Raw genomic sequence first — 18,662 nt, 5'->3', positions numbered from 1 at the left:
GGGTGACGCGGACGCGGTCAGGGCGCTGGTCGACGCGCTGGTCGGTGAGGGTGTGCGGGCACGTGTGATCGAGGTGGACTACGCGTCGCACTCCGCGCACGTGGAGGAGATCCGGGAGCGTCTCCTCGTCGACCTTGACGGCGTCGTGCCGCTCTCCGCTTCGGTGCCGTTCTTCTCGACGGTGACGGGCGACTGGCTGGACACCAAGGCCCTGGACGCGGAGTACTGGTACCGGAACCTGCGGGAGACGGTCGAGTTCGGGCGGGCCACGGACACGCTGCTGGGCGAGGGCTTCCGGTTCTTCGTCGAGTCCAGCCCGCACCCCGTGCTCACCTTCGGTGTCCAGCAGACCGCCGACGCGGCCGACACCGCCGGCTCCGCGCAGGGCCCCGCCGTGGTCGTGGGCACACTGCGGCGCGGCGAGGGCGGCCTCGACCGCTTCCTGACGTCCCTGGGCGAGGCATACGCGGGCGGTCTGCTGCCCGACTGGGACCGGGTGTTCACCGGACAGCGTCCGGGCAGTGTCTCCCTGCCTACCTACCCCTTCCAGCGTCGCCCGTACTGGCTGGAGGACACCGGCCCCACGGGCGGTCCCTCCGGAACGGCCCCGGCGGGCGACGACCTCTGGGAGGCCCTGGGCGGTGGTGACCTGGACCGGTTCACCACGGCCCTCGGGGTGGCGCCCGAGGACCCGCTGAACGTGGTGCTCCCCGCGCTCGCCACTTGGCGCACCGAGCGCACCGAGCGTTCGGTGGTCGACTCCTGGCGCTACCGCGTGACCTGGCGGGCCCTGCCCGAGGGGCCGCCGGCCGCACTGGACGGCAACTGGCTCGTCCTGTCGTCGGACGGTCGGTCCGAGGACGGGGCAAGCCGGTCGGAGGCGACCGTCCACGTGCTGGAACAGGCCGGGGCCTCGGTGGTCCACCTGCGGACCACCGAGGCGGAGGCCGACCGCGCCGTGCTGGCCGACCGGGTCCGCGCGTCCCTCGACGCGCTGCCCGGCCCGGTGACGGGAGTGCTGTCGCTGCTGGGCCTCGACGAGCGCCCGCACTCGGCGCACCCCTCCGTCCCGCTGGGCACCGCGCTCAACCTGGCGCTGGTGCAGGCCCTCGGCGATGCCGGGACCGGCGCGCCCCTGTGGTGGGCGACCCGGGGCGCGGTGTCGGTCGGGGACACGGGCAACGGGGGTCCGGTCAGCGCCGCGCAGAACCTGCTGTGGGGTCTGGGCCGGGTCGCCGCACTGGAGTTCCCGCAGCGTTGGGGCGGTCTGATCGACCTCCCGGAGGTCCTCGGCCCGGACGCCGCCGCGCGGCTGTGCCGGGTGCTGGCCGGCGGGGCCGGGGACGAGGACCAGGTGGCCGTACGGGCCACCGGCTGCCACGGCCGGCGGCTGGTCCGGTCCGCCCTGGGCGACACCGGACCGCGGCGGAGGTGGCGGCCCGGGGGCACCGTGCTGATCACCGGCGGTACCGGCGGGATCGGCGCGCAGATCGCCCGCTGGCTGGCCCGGCGGGGAGCCGGGCACCTGGTGCTGGTGAGCCGGCGCGGCGCGGACGCGCCGGGTGCGCCGGAGCTCTCCGAGGAACTGGCCGCCCTCGGCGCCCGGGTCACCCTGGCCGCGTGCGACGTCGGCGACCTGGAGGCCCTGCGCGCGCTGAAGGACGGCCTCGAACACGACGGCCACCGGATCAGTACCGTCTTCCACGCCGCGGGGGCGGGGCTGCTGGTGCCGCTTCCCGACACCGATGCGGACGAGTTCGCCGACACCTTCCACGCCAAGGCCGGCGGGGCCAGGAACCTGGACCTGCTCTTCGACCGGGACACGCTCGACGCGTTCGTGCTGTTCTCCTCCATCTCCGGGGTGTGGGGCAGCGCCGTCCACGGCGCGTACGCCGCCGCCAACGCCTACCTCGACGGCCTGGCCGAGGACCGCAGGAGCCGGGGCCTCGCCGCGACCTCCGTGGTGTGGGGGATCTGGAACCCCGAGGGCGGGGCCGGGATGGCGGCCGAACTGGCGGAGGAGACCCTGCGCGGCCACGGCGTGCTCTTCATGCCGCCCGCCGTCGCGATCACCGGGCTCCAGCAGGTCCTGGACCACGACGAGACGGTGGTCGTGGTCGCCGACATCGACTGGGACCGCTTCGCCACGGTCTTCACCTCGGCCCGCCCCAGCCCGCTGATCGGGGAACTCCCCGAGGTGCGCGCCGCGCTGGCCGCCGAACCGGAGACCGGCGGGACCGGGGCCGAGGGAGCGCCCTCGGCACTGCGCGACCGGCTGGCGCCGCTTCCGGCGGCCGAGCGGACCAGGACGCTGGTCGACCTGGTCCGGACCCACGCGGCCGCCGTCCTCGGTCACGACTCGCCGGACGCCGTCGCGCCCGGCCGCGCCTTCCGCGACCTGGGCTTCGACTCGCTGACCGCCGTGGACATGCGCAACCGGCTCAACACCGCCACCGGCCTGCGGCTCCCGGTCACCGTCGTCTTCGACTACTCGTCGGCGACCGCGCTCGCCCGGCGCCTGGAGACCGGACTGCTGGGCGCCGCCGAGGAGCCCGCCACCGTCCCGCCGCTCCCGTCGGCGGCACCCGACGCGGACGACGACCCCGTCGTGATCGTCTCCATGAGCTGCCGCTACCCGGGCGGTGTACGCACCCCCGAGGACCTGTGGCGCCTGGTCGCCGACGGGCGCGACGCCGTCTCCGGGCTGCCGTCCGACCGGGGCTGGGACCTCGACGCGCTGTACGACGCGGACCCCGACCGGCCAGGCCGGAGCTACGCCGCCGCGGGCGGGTTCGTCAGCGACGCGGACCGTTTCGACCCCGGATTCTTCGGGATCTCGCCGCGCGAGGCCCTGGCCATGGACCCGCAGCAGCGACTGCTGCTCGAAACCTCCTGGGAGGCGATCGAGCGCGCCGGCATCGACCCGGCGTCCCTGCACGGCACCCGGACCGGGGTCTTCGCCGGCGCCTCCTACCAGGGCTACGGCGGCACCCTGCGCGACGTCCCCGAGGAGTTGGAGGGCCTGTTCATCGCGGGCATCTCCACCAGCGTCCTGTCCGGGCGGGTCGCCTACCAGCTCGGCCTCCAGGGGCCCGCCGTGACCGTGGACACGGCCTGCTCCTCGTCGCTGGTGGCGGTCCACCTCGCCGCGCAGTCGCTGCGCTCGGGCGAATGCGCGCTGGCCCTGGCCGGCGGTGTCACGGTGATGGGCACCCCGCTGTCGTTCACCGGCTTCAGCCGGCAGCGCGGGCTCGCCGAGGACGGCCGCTGCAAGTCCTTCGCCGCCTCGGCGGACGGCTTCGGCATGGCCGAGGGCGTGGGCCTGCTGCTCCTGGAACGCCTCTCCGACGCCCGCCGCAACGGCCACCCGGTGCTCGCGGTGCTGCGTGGCTCGGCCATCAACCAGGACGGCGCGAGCAACGGGCTGACCGCGCCCAGCGGTCTGGCCCAGCAGCGGGTGATCCGCGACGCGCTGGCGAACGCCCGGCTGACGGCCGCCGACGTGGACGCCGTCGAGGCGCACGGCACCGGGACCAGGCTGGGCGACCCGATCGAGGCCGACGCGCTGCTGGCCACCTACGGCCAGGACCGGCTGGCCGACCGGCCGGTGCGGCTCGGGTCGCTGAAGTCGAACATCGGGCACACCCAGGCCGCCGCCGGGGTCGGCGGCATCATCAAGATGGTGCTGGCCATGGAGCACGGCGAGCTGCCGCAGACCCTGCACATCGACCGGCCGTCCCCGAACGTCGACTGGACGGCGGGCGCCGTCGCCCTGCTGACCGAGGCCGCGCCCTGGCCGGAGACCGGCCGACCGCGCCGGGCCGGAGTGTCCTCGTTCGGCCTGAGCGGCACCAACGCCCATGTCGTCGTCGAGCAGCCGCCCGCCGAACCCGCACCCGCCGCCGGTCCGTCCGCGGTCCCGTCCGCCGAGTCGGGCGCGACGGATCCGGACCCCTCGCGGGCCGCCGTCCCGTGGGTCCTGTCCGGGCGGACCGCCGAGGCGGTGAAGGCCCAGGCGGAACGGCTGCACGCGCACCTGACGGAGCACCCGGAGCTGTCGTCCGTCGACGTCGGCTACTCGCTGGCCACCACCAGGACCGCCTTCGAGCACCGCGCGGCCGTCGTCGGCGACGACCGCGCGACCCTGCTGGGCGGCCTGGCCGCGCTGGCCGCGGGAGACCGCGCACCCGGCCTGGTCGAAGGCACCGTCGCCCGGTCGGCCAGGACCGTCCTCGTCTTCCCCGGCCAGGGATCCCAGTGGGCCGGCATGGCCCGGGAACTGCTCGACCACGCCCCGGCCTTCGCCGACCGGATCGCGGCCTGTGAACGCGCCCTCGCCCCGCACCTGGACTGGTCGCTGCTCGCGGTCCTGCGGGAGGAGCCCGACGCGCCGCCGCTGGACCGGGTGGACGTGGTGCAGCCGGTGCTGTTCGCCGTGATGGTGTCGCTGGCCGAGCTGTGGCGGGCGCACGGGATCGTCCCCGACGCCGTGGTCGGCCACTCCCAGGGGGAGATCGCCGCCGCCTGTGTGGCCGGCGCGCTCTCGCTGGACGACGCGGCCCGGATCGTCGCCCTGCGCAGCCGGGCCCTGCTGGCCCTGACCGGGCGCGGCGGCATGCTGTTCGTGCCGCAGCCGGTCGAAGCCGTACGCGACACACTGTCCGCCCACTACCGGGACCTCGACGTCGCCGCGGTCAACGGGCCGACGTCGGTGACGGTCTCCGGCGACCCGGCGGCACTGGAACGACTGCGCGAGCAGTACTCCGAGGCGGGCGTCCTGACCTGGCCGGTCCCCGGCGTGGACTTCGCCGGACACTCGCCCCAGGTGGAGGAGCTCCGCGAGGAACTGCTCACCCTCCTCGGCGGCACCGCGCCGCGGACGTCCGACATCCCGTTCTACTCCACGGTCAGCGGCGGCCCCCTGGACACCCTGGGCCTGGACGCCGCGTACTGGTACGAGAACCTGCGCCGGCCGGTGGAGTTCGGACGGGCGGTCGACGCACTCATCGCCGACGGACACCACACGTTCGTCGAGTGCAGTACCCATCCCGCGCTGACCGTCTGGCTCCAGCAGGCCGTCGAAGCGGCCGGGGCCGGCGACGGAGCCGTCGTCGGCACCCTGCGCCGCGCCGAGGGCGGCCCCGGCCGCTTCCTCGCCGCACTCACCGAACTCCAGGTACGCGGACTGCCGGTGGACTGGGGCACGGTGTTCGCCGGAACCGGCGCCCGCAGGCGACCCCTGCCCACCTACGCCTTCCAGCAGCAGCGCTACTGGCTGGACACCACCCCCGACCGGCCCGCCGACGCCATGACCGGCACGGGTGCCACGACCGGCGCCGCCCCGGCCGACTCCGGCTTCTGGGAGGCGGTCGACCACGGCGACCTGGACGCCCTCGCCACCACCCTGCGGGTCGAGGACGGGGAACTGAGGGCCTCCCTCGCCTCCCTGGTGCCCACCCTCGCCGAGTGGGCGCGCGGCCGGGCCGGCGACCGGACCGCCGACAGCTGGCGCTACCGGGTCGCCTGGAAGCCCCTGCCGGCAGCCGAGCGGCCCCGGCTCGCCGGCGGCTGGCTCGTCGTCGCCCCGGCCGGCGCCGCCGACGACCCGGCCGTCGCGTTCGCCGTGGACGCCCTGCGCGGACACGGCGCCGCACCCGTCCTGGTCGAGGCGGGCCCCGACGCGACCGACCGGACCCGGTTCGCCGCACTGCTCCGGGACGCCCAGGAGCGGGCCGACGGGCCGCCCGCCGGAATCCTGTCGCTGCTCGCCCTGGCCGAGGAGCCGCACGGCGACGGCTCGGCGCTCCCCCTCGGCCTCACCCTGACGGTCGCGCTCCTCCAGGCCCTGGGCGACCTCGGTACCGACACCCCGCTCTGGGGCGCCACCCGGGGCGCGGTGTCGGTCGGCCGCTCCGACCGGATCGACAGCACGCTCCAGGCGCTGGCCTGGGGCCTCGGCGCGGTCGCCGGTGTCGAGTACCCGCAGCGGTGGGCGGGCCTGGTCGACCTGCCGCGACAGCTCGACGACCGGGCCGCGACCCGGCTCGCCGGAGCACTGACGAGCCCCGACGGCGAGGACCAGCTGGCGGTACGCGCCACCGGCCTCTACGGCCGCCGGGTCGTCCACGCCGGACTCGGTGACACCGCCCCCGTGCGCGACTGGACACCCGAGGGCACGGTCCTGATCACCGGCGGCACCGGCGGCCTCGGCGCCCAGATCGCCCGATGGCTCGCCCGCACCGGCACCGCGCACCTGCTGCTCACCAGCCGGCGCGGCGCACAGGCCCCGGGGGCCGAAGCGCTGCTGGCCGAACTGCGCGGCCTCGGCGCCGACGCCACCGCGGTGGCGTGCGACGTCGCCGACCGGGACGCGCTGGCGGAACTGCTCGCCGGCATCCCGGCCGAGCGCCCGCTGCGAGCGGTCCTGCACACCGCCGGTGTCCTCGACGACGGGGTGATCGACTCGATCACCCCCGAACGCGCGGCCGGCGTCCTGCGGCCCAAGCTCGACGGCGCACGCAACCTCGACGCGCTCACCCGCGGACTCGACCTGACCGCCTTCGTACTGTTCTCCTCGCTCGCCGGCACGCTCGGCGGCACCGGCCAGGGCAGCTACGCCGCCGCCAACGCCTACCTCGACGCCCTGGCCCGGCAGCGCCGCGACCTCGGCCTGCCCGGCACCTCGGTGGCCTGGGGCCTGTGGGGCGGCGACAGCCTCGCCTCCGGAGCCGTCGCCGAACGGCTGATCCGGGACGGCCTGCCCGCCATGGATCCCGCCACGGCCACGATCGCGCTGCGCCGGGCCCTCGACCACGAGGACACGGCCGTCCTCGTCGCCGACTTCGCCTGGGACCGCTTCACCCGGGCGTTCACCGCGCTCCGGCCCAGTGCCGCCCTCGGGGACCTGCCCGAGGTGCGGGACGCACTCGCCGCCGCAGGCGCCTCCCGGAGGACGGCCGACGGCGCCGAGCCGCCGGCCCTGCGGCTGGCCGCGCTGCCCCCGGCGGAACGGGACCGGGCCCTGCTGGACCTGGTCCGCTCCGAGGTCGCCGCCGTGCTCGGCCACCCCGGGCCCGAGGCGGTGGGACCCGACCAGGCGTTCAAGGAGATCGGCTTCGACTCGCTGACCGCCGTCGAACTGCGCAACCGGCTCGCGGCGGCCACCGGCCTGCGCCTGTCGGTGACCCTGGCCTTCGACTACCCCACGGCCACGGCGCTGGCCGGACACCTGCGCGCCGAACTGCCGGGCGCCCCCGCCACGGAGACGCCCGGCGCTCCCGGGCCGGTGCCCGCGGCCGCCGCGGTGCCCGAGGACGAGGCGATCGCCGTGGTCGCCATGAGCTGCCGCTACCCCGGCGGCGTCACCACCCCCGAGGAGCTGTGGGAGCTCGTCGCGGGCGGACAGGACGCGATCACCGGCTTCCCCACCGGACGGGGCTGGGACCTGGACGGCCTCTACGACCCGGACCCGGACCGGGTCGGCAGCACCTACGCGCGGGAGGGCGGCTTCCTCCACGACGCCGACCGCTTCGACCCGGCCTTCTTCGGGATCTCCCCGCGCGAGGCGCTGACCATCGACCCCCAGCAGCGGCTGCTGCTGGAACTCTCCTGGGAGGCGTTCGAGCGGGCCGGCATCGACCCGCTGTCGCTCAAGGGCAGCGCGAGCGGCGTCTTCGTCGGATGCAGCCACCACGACTACGGGTCGCGTGTCGCCGAACCCTCCGAGGAGTTCGAGGGCTACCTCGGCATCGGCAGCGCGGGCAGCGTGGCGTCCGGGCGGATCTCCTACAGCCTCGGCCTCGAAGGGCCCGCGGTGACCGTCGACACGGCGTGCTCCTCGTCGCTGGTCGCCGTCCACCTCGCGGCCCGGTCACTGCGGGCCGGCGAATGCTCGCTGGCGCTCGCGGGCGGGGTGACCGTGATGTCGACACCGGGCGCGTTCGTGGAGTTCAGCCGGCAACGGGTGCTCGCCGAGGACGGCCGCTGCAAACCGTTCGCCGCTGCCGCCGACGGCACCTCCTGGGCCGAGGGCGCCGGACTGCTCGTCCTGGAACGCCTCTCGGACGCCCGGCGCAACGGCCACCCGGTGCTCGCCCTCGTACGCGGCTCCGCCGTCAACCAGGACGGCGCCAGCAACGGCCTGACCGCCCCCAACGGGCCCTCCCAGCAGCGGGTCGTCCGGGCGGCCCTCGCCGACGCCGGACTGACCGCCGCCGAGGTCGACGCGGTGGAGGCGCACGGCACCGGGACCCGGCTGGGCGACCCGATCGAGGCCCAGGCGCTGCTGGCCACGTACGGCCGGGAACGCGACGCGGGGCAGCCGCTGTGGCTGGGGTCGCTGAAGTCGAACATCGGACACAGCCAGGCCGCCGCAGGCGTCGCCGGCATCATCAAGATGGTGCAGGCCATGCGGCACGGGGCGCTGCCGCGCACCCTCCACGTCGACGCGCCGACACCGCACGTGGACTGGTCGGCAGGCGCGGTCCGGCTGCTCACCGAGGACACCCCGTGGCCGGAGACGGGCCGCCCCCGGCGGGCCGCGGTGTCGTCGTTCGGAGTCAGCGGCACCAACGCCCACACCATCCTCGAACAGCCCACCGAACCGGCCCCGGCCGCCGCACCCGCGCCGGTTCCGGCTGCCGCACCCGCCCTGCCCTGGCTGCTCTCCGCCCGCAGCGCGGACGCGCTGCGGGAGCAGGCGGCCCGGCTGCTCCAGCACGTGGAGCACGCCCCGACCCTCGCCGTCGCGGACCTGGGCCGCTCCCTGGCACTGAACCGCAGCGCCTTCGAGCACCGGGCCGCCCTCACCGGCACGGACCGGGAGACCCTGCTCCAGGGGCTCACCGCCCTCGCCGCCGGGGAGCCGTCGGCGGACCTGGTGCGCGGTGTCACCGGCGCGGCCGCGAGGACCGCCTTCCTGTTCCCCGGCCAGGGCAGCCAGCGCACCGGCATGGGCGCCGAACTGTACGCGCGGTTCCCGGTCTTCGCCGACGCCTTCGACGCGGTCTGCGCGGAACTCGACCCGCTGCTCGACCGCCCGCTGAGGGAGGTGATCGACGCGGCTCCCGGCGACCCCGGCCACGGCCTGCTGGACCGCACCGAGTACACCCAGCCCGCCCTGTTCGCCCTCGGCGTCGCCCTGTTCCGCCTCGTCGAGCACTGGGGCGTGCGTCCCGACCGGCTGCTCGGCCACTCCGTGGGAGAGCTGGCCGCCGCCCATGTCGCCGGGGTGTTCGCCCTGCCCGACGCCGCAGCGCTGGTGGTCGCGCGGGGACGGCTGATGCAGGACCTCCCGGAGGGCGGCGCGATGGCCGCCCTCGCCGCGGGGGAGGAGGAGGTGCTGCCGCTGCTCGCGGGCCGCGAGAGCGAGGTCGGCCTGGCCGCGGTCAACGGCCCGGCCTCGACCGTGATCTCCGGCGCCGCGGCGGCGGTGGACGAGATCGCCGCCGTGCTCGCCGCGCGCGGCCGCAAGACCCGACGGCTGCGGGTCTCCCACGCCTTCCACTCGCCCCTCATGGAGCCGATGCTCGCCGAGTTCCGCGAGGTCGCGGCCCGGATCGTCGCGGGGGAGCCCACCGTCCCCGTGGTCTCCGACCTGACGGGCGAGCCGGCCACCGCCGAGCAGCTCGCCTCGCCGGACTACTGGGTGGAGCACGTGCGCGGCACCGTCCGCTTCCAGGACGGCGTGCGCCACCTGGAACGCGACGGCGTGACCGCGTTCCTGGAGCTCGGGCCCGACGGCGCGCTCACCGCGATGGGCCAGGACTGCCTGACCGGCGACACCGGCGGCCCCGTGCTGGTGCCCCTGCTGCGCAAGGACCGGCCCGAAGCACCCTCGGCGACGGCCGCCCTGGCCCGGCTGCACGTCACGGGCGTCCCCGTGGACTGGAGCGCCGTCCACGGCGGCGGCCCGTCCCGCCCCGCCGTCGACCTGCCGACGTACGCCTTCCAGCGCGGCAGCTACTGGCTGGAGGGCGGCCCGGCCGCGGCCGGCCTGCCCGCGGCCGGACTGCTGACGGTCGACCACCCGCTGCTCGGCGCCGGAACGGAACTCGCGGACTCCGACGGCTTCCTCTTCACCGGCAGGTTCTCCGTCCGCAGCCACCCCTGGCTGGCCGACCACGGCGTCTACGAGGGCGTGCTGTTCCCCGCCACCGCGTTCCTGGAACTCGCGGTCCGCGCGGGCGACCAGGTCGGCTGCGACCGGGTCGAGGAACTGACCCTGGAGGCACCGCTGGTGCTCCCGGCGGGCGGAGCCGTCGCACTCCAGCTCACCGTCGGGAGCCCGGACGCCGCCGGCACCCGCGCGCTGAGCGTCCACGCCCGGGCCGCCGCCGACGGTCCCGACGCGCCCTGGACCCGGCACGCGAGCGGCCTGCTCACCTCCGCCGGAGCCCCGGAGCCGCCGGACCCGGGCGACCCGGGCGACCCGGGCGACCCGGCGGACCCCGAGGCCTGGCCGCCGCCCGGAGCCGTCCCGCTCGACACGGACGGCCTGTACGACCGCTTCGCGGGCGGCGGATTCGCCTACGGCCCCGCGTTCCAGGGCCTGCGCGCGGCCTGGCGGCTCGGCGACGAGGTGTACGCCGTCGCGAGCCTGCCGGAGGAGCAGCAGCCGGACGCCGCCGCGTTCGGCCTGCACCCGGCCCTGCTGGACGCGGCCCTGCACGCGCTGGTGTTCGACGTCCTGGAGGGACCCGCGCAGGGCTGGCTGCCGTTCTCCTGGAACGGGGTGCGGCTGCACGCCTCCGGCGCCACCGAGCTCCGGCTGCGGCTGACCCCCACCGGCCGCGACGCCGTCGCCGTACGGGCGACCGACACCACCGGGCGGCCGGTGCTCTCGGCCCGCTCCCTCGTCCTGCGGCCCGTATCGGCCGACCGCTTCAAGGCCGGCCGCGCCGGACACCACGAGGACCTGTTCCGCCCCGAGTGGCAGGCCCTGCCCGAGCGCGCCGCGACGGCCACCGTCCCCGACCCGGAGTCCTGGACCGTGCTCGGCACCGGGACGCCCCTGCCCTCCGGCGCCGCGCCGCTCCCCGGCCGGACGGTCCCCGACCTCGCCGCGCTGTCCGCACTGCTCGACGCGGGCGCCCTGCGGCCCCGCCTGGTCCTGGCCGCCTGCCCGCCCGCCCCGGCCCCGTACGCGCCGCCCGGCACCCTCCGCGACGCGGCCCACGACGGCCTCGGCACCGTCCTCGCCCTGCTGCGCGACTGGCTGGCCGACGAGCGCCTGACCGGCTCCAGGCTGGTCCTGGTCACCAGCGGCGCCGTCCCGGTGACCGGCGACGACGTCCCGGATCCGGCCCTGGCCGCGCTCTGGGGCCTGGTCCGCTCGGCGCAGACCGAGAACCCCGACCGCTTCGTCCTGCTGGACCTGGACGCCCACGACACCCCGCCCGCCCTGCTCGCCGAAGCCCTCGCCTCCGGGGAACCCCAGCTCGCGATCCGGGCCGGGGCCGTCCACGCCGCCCGGCTGGCCCGGGTACCGCTGGCCGCCGCCGGGCGCACACCCGGCTGGGGCGGCGACGGAACCGTCCTGATCACCGGCGGCACCGGCGCCATCGGCGCCCACGTCGCCCGCCACCTGGCCGCCGAACACGGCGTCCGGCGCCTGCTGCTGACCAGCCGCAGCGGCCCCGCCGCCGACGGCGCGGCGGAACTCCTCGCCGAACTCGCCGCCCTGGGCGCGCACGCCGAGATCACCGCCTGCGACGCCGCCGACCGCGACGCCCTCGCGGCCCTGCTGGCCGCCCTGCCCCCCGCACACCCGCTGACCGGGGTGGTGCACGCCGCCGGCGTCCTGGCCGACGGCGTCGTCGCCACCATGACGCCCGAGCAACTGGACCTCGTCCTGCGCCCCAAGGTGGACGCGGCGATCAACCTGCACGAACTCACCGCGGGCCTGGACCTGTCCGAGTTCGTCCTGTTCTCGTCCATCGCCGGAGTCTTCGGCGGCATGGGCCAGGGCAACTACGCCGCCGCCAACGCCTTCCTGGACGCACTGGCCCACCGGCGCCGCGCCGACGGGCTGCCCGGCCGCTCCCTCGCCTGGGGCCTGTGGGCCAACAGCACCGGGATGACCGGCGGGCTCACCGAGGCCGACCTGCGACGGATCGCCCGGGGCGGCATCATCGCCTTCGACCCGGCCCGGGGCCTGGAGCTCCTCGACCTGGCCGGCACCCTCGACGAGCCGGTCGTCCTCCCGTTGCGGCTCGACACCGCGGCCGTCCGCGCCCAGGCCGCCACCGGCGGCGTCCCCGCCCTGCTGCGCGGCCTGGTGCGCCCCGCCGCCCGGCGCGGCGCCGCAGGCCCCGCCGCCGGTACCGGCCCCGACGGGCCCGAGGCTCTGAAGCAGCGCCTCGGCTCCCTCAACGAGGCCCAGCGCGGCCGGGTCCTCCTCGACCTGGTCCGCTCCCACGCCGCCCTGGTGCTCGGCCACAGCGGCCCGGCCGCGGTCGAGCCCGGCCGCGGTCTGCTGGAGGTCGGCTTCGACTCGCTGACCGCGGTGGAACTGCGCAACCGGCTGCGTGCCGCCACCGGCCACCCCCTGCCGGCCACCCTGCTCTTCGACCACCCCACCCCGGCCGCGATCGCCGGACACCTCGCCGCCGAACTGGTCCCCGACGCCGGGCCCGGCCCGGTCCCCGGGCTCGCCGAACTGGACCGACTGGAGGACGCCCTCGACGGTGCCCTCGACGACCCGGCGGCCCGCGACCGGCTCGCCGAACGGCTCCGGGAGATCGTGGGCCGCCTCGGCCTGGCGGTCACCGCGGCCGGCGGCGACGGCACGGCGGCCGACTCCATCGAGGACCGCATGGACGGCGCCAGCGACGACGAACTCTTCGACCTCATCGACAACGAACTCGGCCTGTCATGACACCGACCCGACACCCGAACCAGGACGGCGGTTCCCGATGGTGAACGACGACAAGCTGAGGGACTACCTCAAGCGCGTGACGGCGGATCTGCACCACACCCGCCGGCGCCTGACCGAGGCCGAGGAAGCGGGCCGCGAACCGATCGCGGTCGTCGCGATGAGCTGCCGCTACCCCGGCGGCGTACGGTCCCCCGAGGACCTGTGGCGGCTGGTCACCGACGGCACCGACGCCATCACCGGCTTCCCCCGCGACCGGGGCTGGGACCTGGACCACCTGGACGACCCGGAACAACTGCGCGAGGGCACCAGCCACACCGCCCTGGGCGGCTTCCTCGACGACGTCGGGCACTTCGACCCCGGATTCTTCGGGATCTCCCCGCGCGAGGCGCTCGCGATGGACCCGCAGCAGCGGCTCCTCCTGGAGACCACCTGGGAGGCGTTCGAACGGGCCGGAATCGACCCCGCGACCCTGCGGGGCAGCAGGACCGGAGTCTTCGCCGGAGTGATGTACCAGGACTACGCGGTACGGCTGCGCCAGGTCCCCGACGACGTGGCCGGCTACATCGGCAGCGGCAGCTCCGACAGCGTCGCCTCCGGCCGCGTCGCCTACACCTTCGGTCTGGAGGGCCCGGCGGTCAGCATCGACACCGCCTGCTCCTCCTCGCTGGTCGCCGTCCACCTCGCCGCCCAGGCCCTGCGGGCCGGGGACTGCACCCTGGCCCTGGCCGGGGGCGCGATGGTGATGTCGACACCCGTCCCGTTCGTGGAGATGAGCCGCCAGGGCGGCCTGGCCCGGGACGGCCGCTGCAAGTCCTTCGCCGCCTCCGCCGACGGCACCGGCTGGGGCGAGGGCGTCGGCATGCTCCTGCTGGAGCGTCTCTCCGACGCCCGGCGCAACGGCCACCCGGTCCTCGCGCTGATCCGCGGCACCGCCGTCAACCAGGACGGCGCCAGCAGCAGGCTCACCGCCCCCAACGGCCCCGCCCAGCAGCGCGTCATCCGCCACGCCCTGGCCAACGCCGGACTCGGCCCCGCCGACGTGGACGTGGTCGAGGCGCACGGCACCGGCACCCCGCTGGGCGACCCGATCGAGGCCCAGGCCCTGCTGGCCACCTACGGGCAGGACCGCGCGGACGGGCAACCGCTGCTGCTCGGCTCGCTGAAGTCCAACATCGGGCACACCCAGGCGGCGGCCGGCGTCGGCGGCATCATCAAGACCGTCCTCGCCATGCGGCACGGCACCGTCCCGCCCACCCTGCACGCGCAGGACCCGTCCCCGCAGATCGACTGGACCGCAGGCGCGGTACGCCTGGTCACCGCGAACACCCCCTGGCCCGTGACCGGACGGCCGCGCCGGGCCGCGGTGTCCTCCTTCGGCGTCAGCGGCACCAACGGACACGTCGTCCTGGAGCAGGCGGACGAACCCGTCCCGGACCAGGACGCCGCCCCCGCCGCCCCCGCCGTGCTCCCCTGGGTGCTCTCCGGACGCACCGCCGAAGCGCTGCGCGCCCAGGCCGCCCGGCTCCGTGACCACCTCGACGCCCACCCCGGGCCCGGTCCGGCCGAGGTCGGCCACGCCCTCGCGACGACCCGCGCCGCGCACGAGCAGCGGGCGGTCCTGATCGGCACCCGCCCCGAGGAGTTCCGGGCCGGCCTCGACGCCCTGGCCGCCGGGCGCACCGCCCCCGGCCTGGTCCTCGGCACCGCCGGAACCGGCGGCGAAGTCGCCCTGGTGTTCCCCGGACAGGGCACCCAGTGGGCCGGCATGGCCGTCGAGCTCCTCGACTCCGCCCCCGTCTTCGCCGCCCGCGTCGCGGACTGCGAGCGCGCCCTGGCACCCTTCGTCGACTGGTCCCTGGAAGCCGTCCTGCGCGGCGCCCCCGGCACCCCGCCGGCCGAACGCGTCGACGTGGTGCAGCCGGCGCTGTGGGCCGTCATGGTCTCCCTGGCCGAACTGTGGCGCTCCTACGGCATCACCCCCGGCGCCGTTGTCGGCCACTCCCAGGGCGAGATCGCGGCGGCGTGCGTGGCCGGGGCCCTCTCCCTGGACGACGCCGCCCGGGTCGTCGCCCTGCGCAGCCGGGCGATCCGCGCGCTGTCCGGCCGCGGCGGCATGGCCTCGGTGGCCCTGCCCGCCGAACAGGTCGCCGAACACCTCGCCCCCTGGGACGGCCGGCTCTCCGTCGCCGCCGTCAACGGACCCGCCTCCACCGTGGTCTCCGGCGACACCGACGCGCTCGACGCGTTCCTCGACCGGACGACGGCCCTGGACGTCCGCAGCCGCCGCATCCCCGTCGACTACGCCTCGCACAGCGCCCACGTCGAGGACATCCGCGCCGAACTGCTCGCCCGGCTCGACGGACTGGACCCCCGTCCGTCGGCGATCCCCTTCTACTCCACCCTCAGCGGCGGCCTGCTGGAGGACACCACCGCCCTGGACGCCGACTACTGGTACCGCAATCTCCGCGGGACCGTCCGCTTCGAACAGGCGACCCGCGCCCTGCTCGCCGACGGCTACCAGGTCCTCCTGGAGAGCAGTCCGCACCCCGTCCTCACGGTCGGCGTCCTGGAGACCGCCGAGGACGCGGGCGCCGACGCCACCGCCGTGGGCACCCTGCGCCGCGACGACGGCGGCCCGCGCCGGTTCACCGAGTCCCTGGCCGAACTCCACCTGCGCGGAGTCTCCCCGGACTGGGACGCCGTTTTCGCCGGCCGCCGCCCCGGACGGGTGGAACTGCCCACCTACGCCTTCCAGCGCGACCCGTACTGGCTGGAGGACGGCGCCGGGCCCGTCGCCGACGTCACCTCCGCCGGACTGGCCCCCGCGGACCATCCGCTGCTGGGCGCCGTCGTGGTCCTCGCCGACAGCGACGGCCTGCTCCTCACCGGCCGCCTGTCGGCCCGCACCCACCCGTGGCTCGCCGACCACGCAGTCGGCGGCCGGGCCCTGCTCCCGGGCACCGCCTTCCTGGAACTCGCGCTCCAGGCCGGAGCCCGCGTCGGCTGCCCCCGCGTCGAGGAGTTCACCCTCGCAGCCCCCCTGGTGCTGCCCGAACACGGCGGCACCGTGCTGCGGCTCACCGTGGGCGCGCCCGACGCCCAGGGCCGCCGCCCGCTCAGCCTGCACTCCCGGCCGGACGCACCCGCCGACGGCGACCCCGAGAACGACGAGTGGACCAGGCACGCCGACGGCGTCCTGGCCCAGGACGGCGCGGACGGCACGAACGGCGCTGCCGGCGCCGAGGCCGGCGGGCCGATGCCCTGGCCGCCGCCCGGCGCCGAACCCCTCGCCCTCGACGGGCTGTACGACCGCTTCGCGGCGGGCGGATTCGCCTACGGCCCCGCCTTCCAGGGGCTGCGCGCGGCCTGGCGGCGCGGCGACGAGGTGTTCGCGGAGGCCGTCGCACCCGCCGGCTCCGCCCCCGACGCCGCCCGCTTCGGACTGCACCCCGCCCTGCTGGACGCGGCCCTGCACGCCACCGGCGTGCCCGGCACCGCCGGCGCGGACGCCCACCCCGAGGGACGGCTGCCGTTCTCCTGGAGCGGCGTGACCCTGCATGCCACCGGTGCCGACGCGATCCGCGTCCGGCTCGCCCCGGCCGGACCCGACGCGGTGGCACTCACCGTCGCCGACGCGGCCGGCGCCCCCGTGGCGACCGTGGACGCGCTGGTCCTGCGGCCCGCGGGCACCGCCGGCCCCGGCGCCGACCGCGCCCCCCGGGGCGCGCGCCACCAGGACCTCTACGCGACGGAGTGGGGCACCGCACCCTCGCGCGGCGGCGGCGCACCCGTCCACCGCACCGCGGACCTGGCCATGCTGCTGGCCGCCGTCGACGCCGGAGCCCCGGTGCCCGGAACGGTCCTGCTCGCCCGCACGGAGCCCGCGGACGCGGCCGGACCGGCCGACGCGGTCCGCGCTGCCGTCCACCAGGCCCTCGCCGACATCCGGACCTGGCTCGCCGACGACCGCTTCGCCGACTCGCGCCTGGTGTTCGCCACCCGGGGCGCGGTCGCCGCCGGGGAGGGGGAGGACGTCATCGACCCCGCGCACAGCGCGCTCTGGGGCCTGGTCCGCTCGGCCCGCTCCGAACACCCCGGGCGCTTCGCCCTGCTCGACCTCGACCACGACCTGGACGCCGACGCCCACGCCGACGACGAGCACGGCACCTCCGCGGACGTCGTCGCCGCAGCCCTCGCCTCGGGAGAACCGGAGTCCGCGGTCCGCGGCGGCGACGTCCGCGTACCCCGGCTGGCCCGGGTCCTCAGGAACGACCCGGACCTCCCGGACGACGCGGCCGCGCCCCTCCGGTCCTTCGACCCGGACGGCACGGTCCTCGTCACCGGCGGCACCGGCCTGCTCGGTTCCCACGTCGCCCGCCGCCTGGTCACCGGGCACGGCGTCCGGCACCTGCTGCTGCTCTCCCGCAGCGGCCCGGCCGCCGCCGGAGCCGAAGAACTGCGCGCCGAACTCGCCGCACTGGGAGCCGAGACCGCCGTCGTCGCCTGCGACGCCGCCGACCGCGCGGCGCTGGCCGCCGTTCTCGCGGACCTGCCGCCCGCGCACCCGCTGACCGCCGTGGTCCACACCGCGGGCACCCTCGACGACGGCGTCGTCACCGCACTCACCCCCGAACGGGTCGACGCCGTGCTGCGCCCCAAGGTCGACGCCGCCCTCCACCTGCACGAACTGACCCGCGACCTCGACCTCACGCACTTCGTGCTCTTCTCCTCGGCCGCGGGCACCTTCGGCGGCCCCGGACAGGCCAACTACGCCGCCGCCAACGCCTTCCTCGACGCCCTGGCCGTCCGGCGCCGGGCGGCGGGGCTGGCCGGCCAGTCCCTGGCCTGGACCCTGTGGGAGCAGCCCAGCGCCCTCACCGGACACCTGGACGAGGACGACGTCCGGCGCCTCGCCCGGTCCGGGATGCCGCCGCTCTCCACCGAGCGGGGGCTCGTGCTCTTCGACACCGCCCTCACCGTGGACCGGGCCGCCCTGGTCCCGATCCGCCTCGACACGGCGGCCCTGCGGTCCGCGGCGGCGGACGGCACCCTGCCGCCGCTGCTGCGCGGCCTGGTGCGCACACCGCCGCGCCGGGCGGCCACGGCCGCGGAGGCGACGGCCGGGGACAACGCCCTGCGTCTGCGCCTCGCGGCCCTCGACGGCACCGGCCGGACCCGCCTGCTCGTCGAACTCGTCCGCACCCACGCGGCAGCGGTCCTCGGCCACGCCTCCCCGGACACCCTCGACCCCGGACGGGCCTTCCGTGAACTGGGATTCGACTCACTGGCCTCGGTGAACCTGCGCAACCGCCTGAACGCCGCCACCGGCCTGCGGCTTCCCGCCAGCCTGGTGTTCGACCACCCGACCCCGGCGGTGCTCGCGGACTTCCTGGCCGTCGGACTCACGGACACGGAAGCGGGCACGGCAACGGCCGCGGCCGTTGCCGTGCCCGCGTGGCCGGCCGGTCGGAACCGGGACGCGGACGACGACCGGATCGCGATCGTCTCCGCGGCCTGCCGCCTCCCCGGCGGTGTCCGTTCGCCCGAGGACCTGTGGCGGATGCTGGACGAGGGCCGCGACGGTATCTCCGGGTTCCCCACCGACCGGGGCTGGGACGTCGAAACCCTCTACGACCCCGATCCCGACCGCGTCGGCACCTCCGTCACCCGAAACGGCGGCTTCCTGCACGACGCGGCCGAGTTCGACGCGGAGTTCTTCGGCATCTCGCCGCGCGAGGCCCTGGCGATGGACCCGCAGCAGCGGCTGCTGCTGGAAACCACCTGG

The 18,662-nt window shown here is 76.6% G+C and carries 2 protein-coding genes; both read left to right on the top strand.

Annotated elements, in window-relative coordinates:
* Positions 1-12,877, top strand: a 12,877-nt coding sequence (locus tag ADK60_RS11410) for a type I polyketide synthase (RefSeq protein ID WP_053645375.1), incomplete at its 5' end; no start/stop codon positions are given.
* Positions 12,878-12,914: 37 nt separating this feature from the next.
* Positions 12,915-18,662 (top strand): type I polyketide synthase (locus tag ADK60_RS11405; protein ID WP_159400394.1); only part of this gene is annotated, 5,748 nt, incomplete at its 3' end.

Origin of the sequence: Streptomyces sp. XY431, from assembly GCF_001279805.1 — a bacterium.
Taxonomy (GTDB): Bacteria; Actinomycetota; Actinomycetes; order Streptomycetales; family Streptomycetaceae; genus Kitasatospora; species Kitasatospora purpeofusca.
This window is presented reverse-complemented; position numbering and strand designations above follow the sequence as displayed.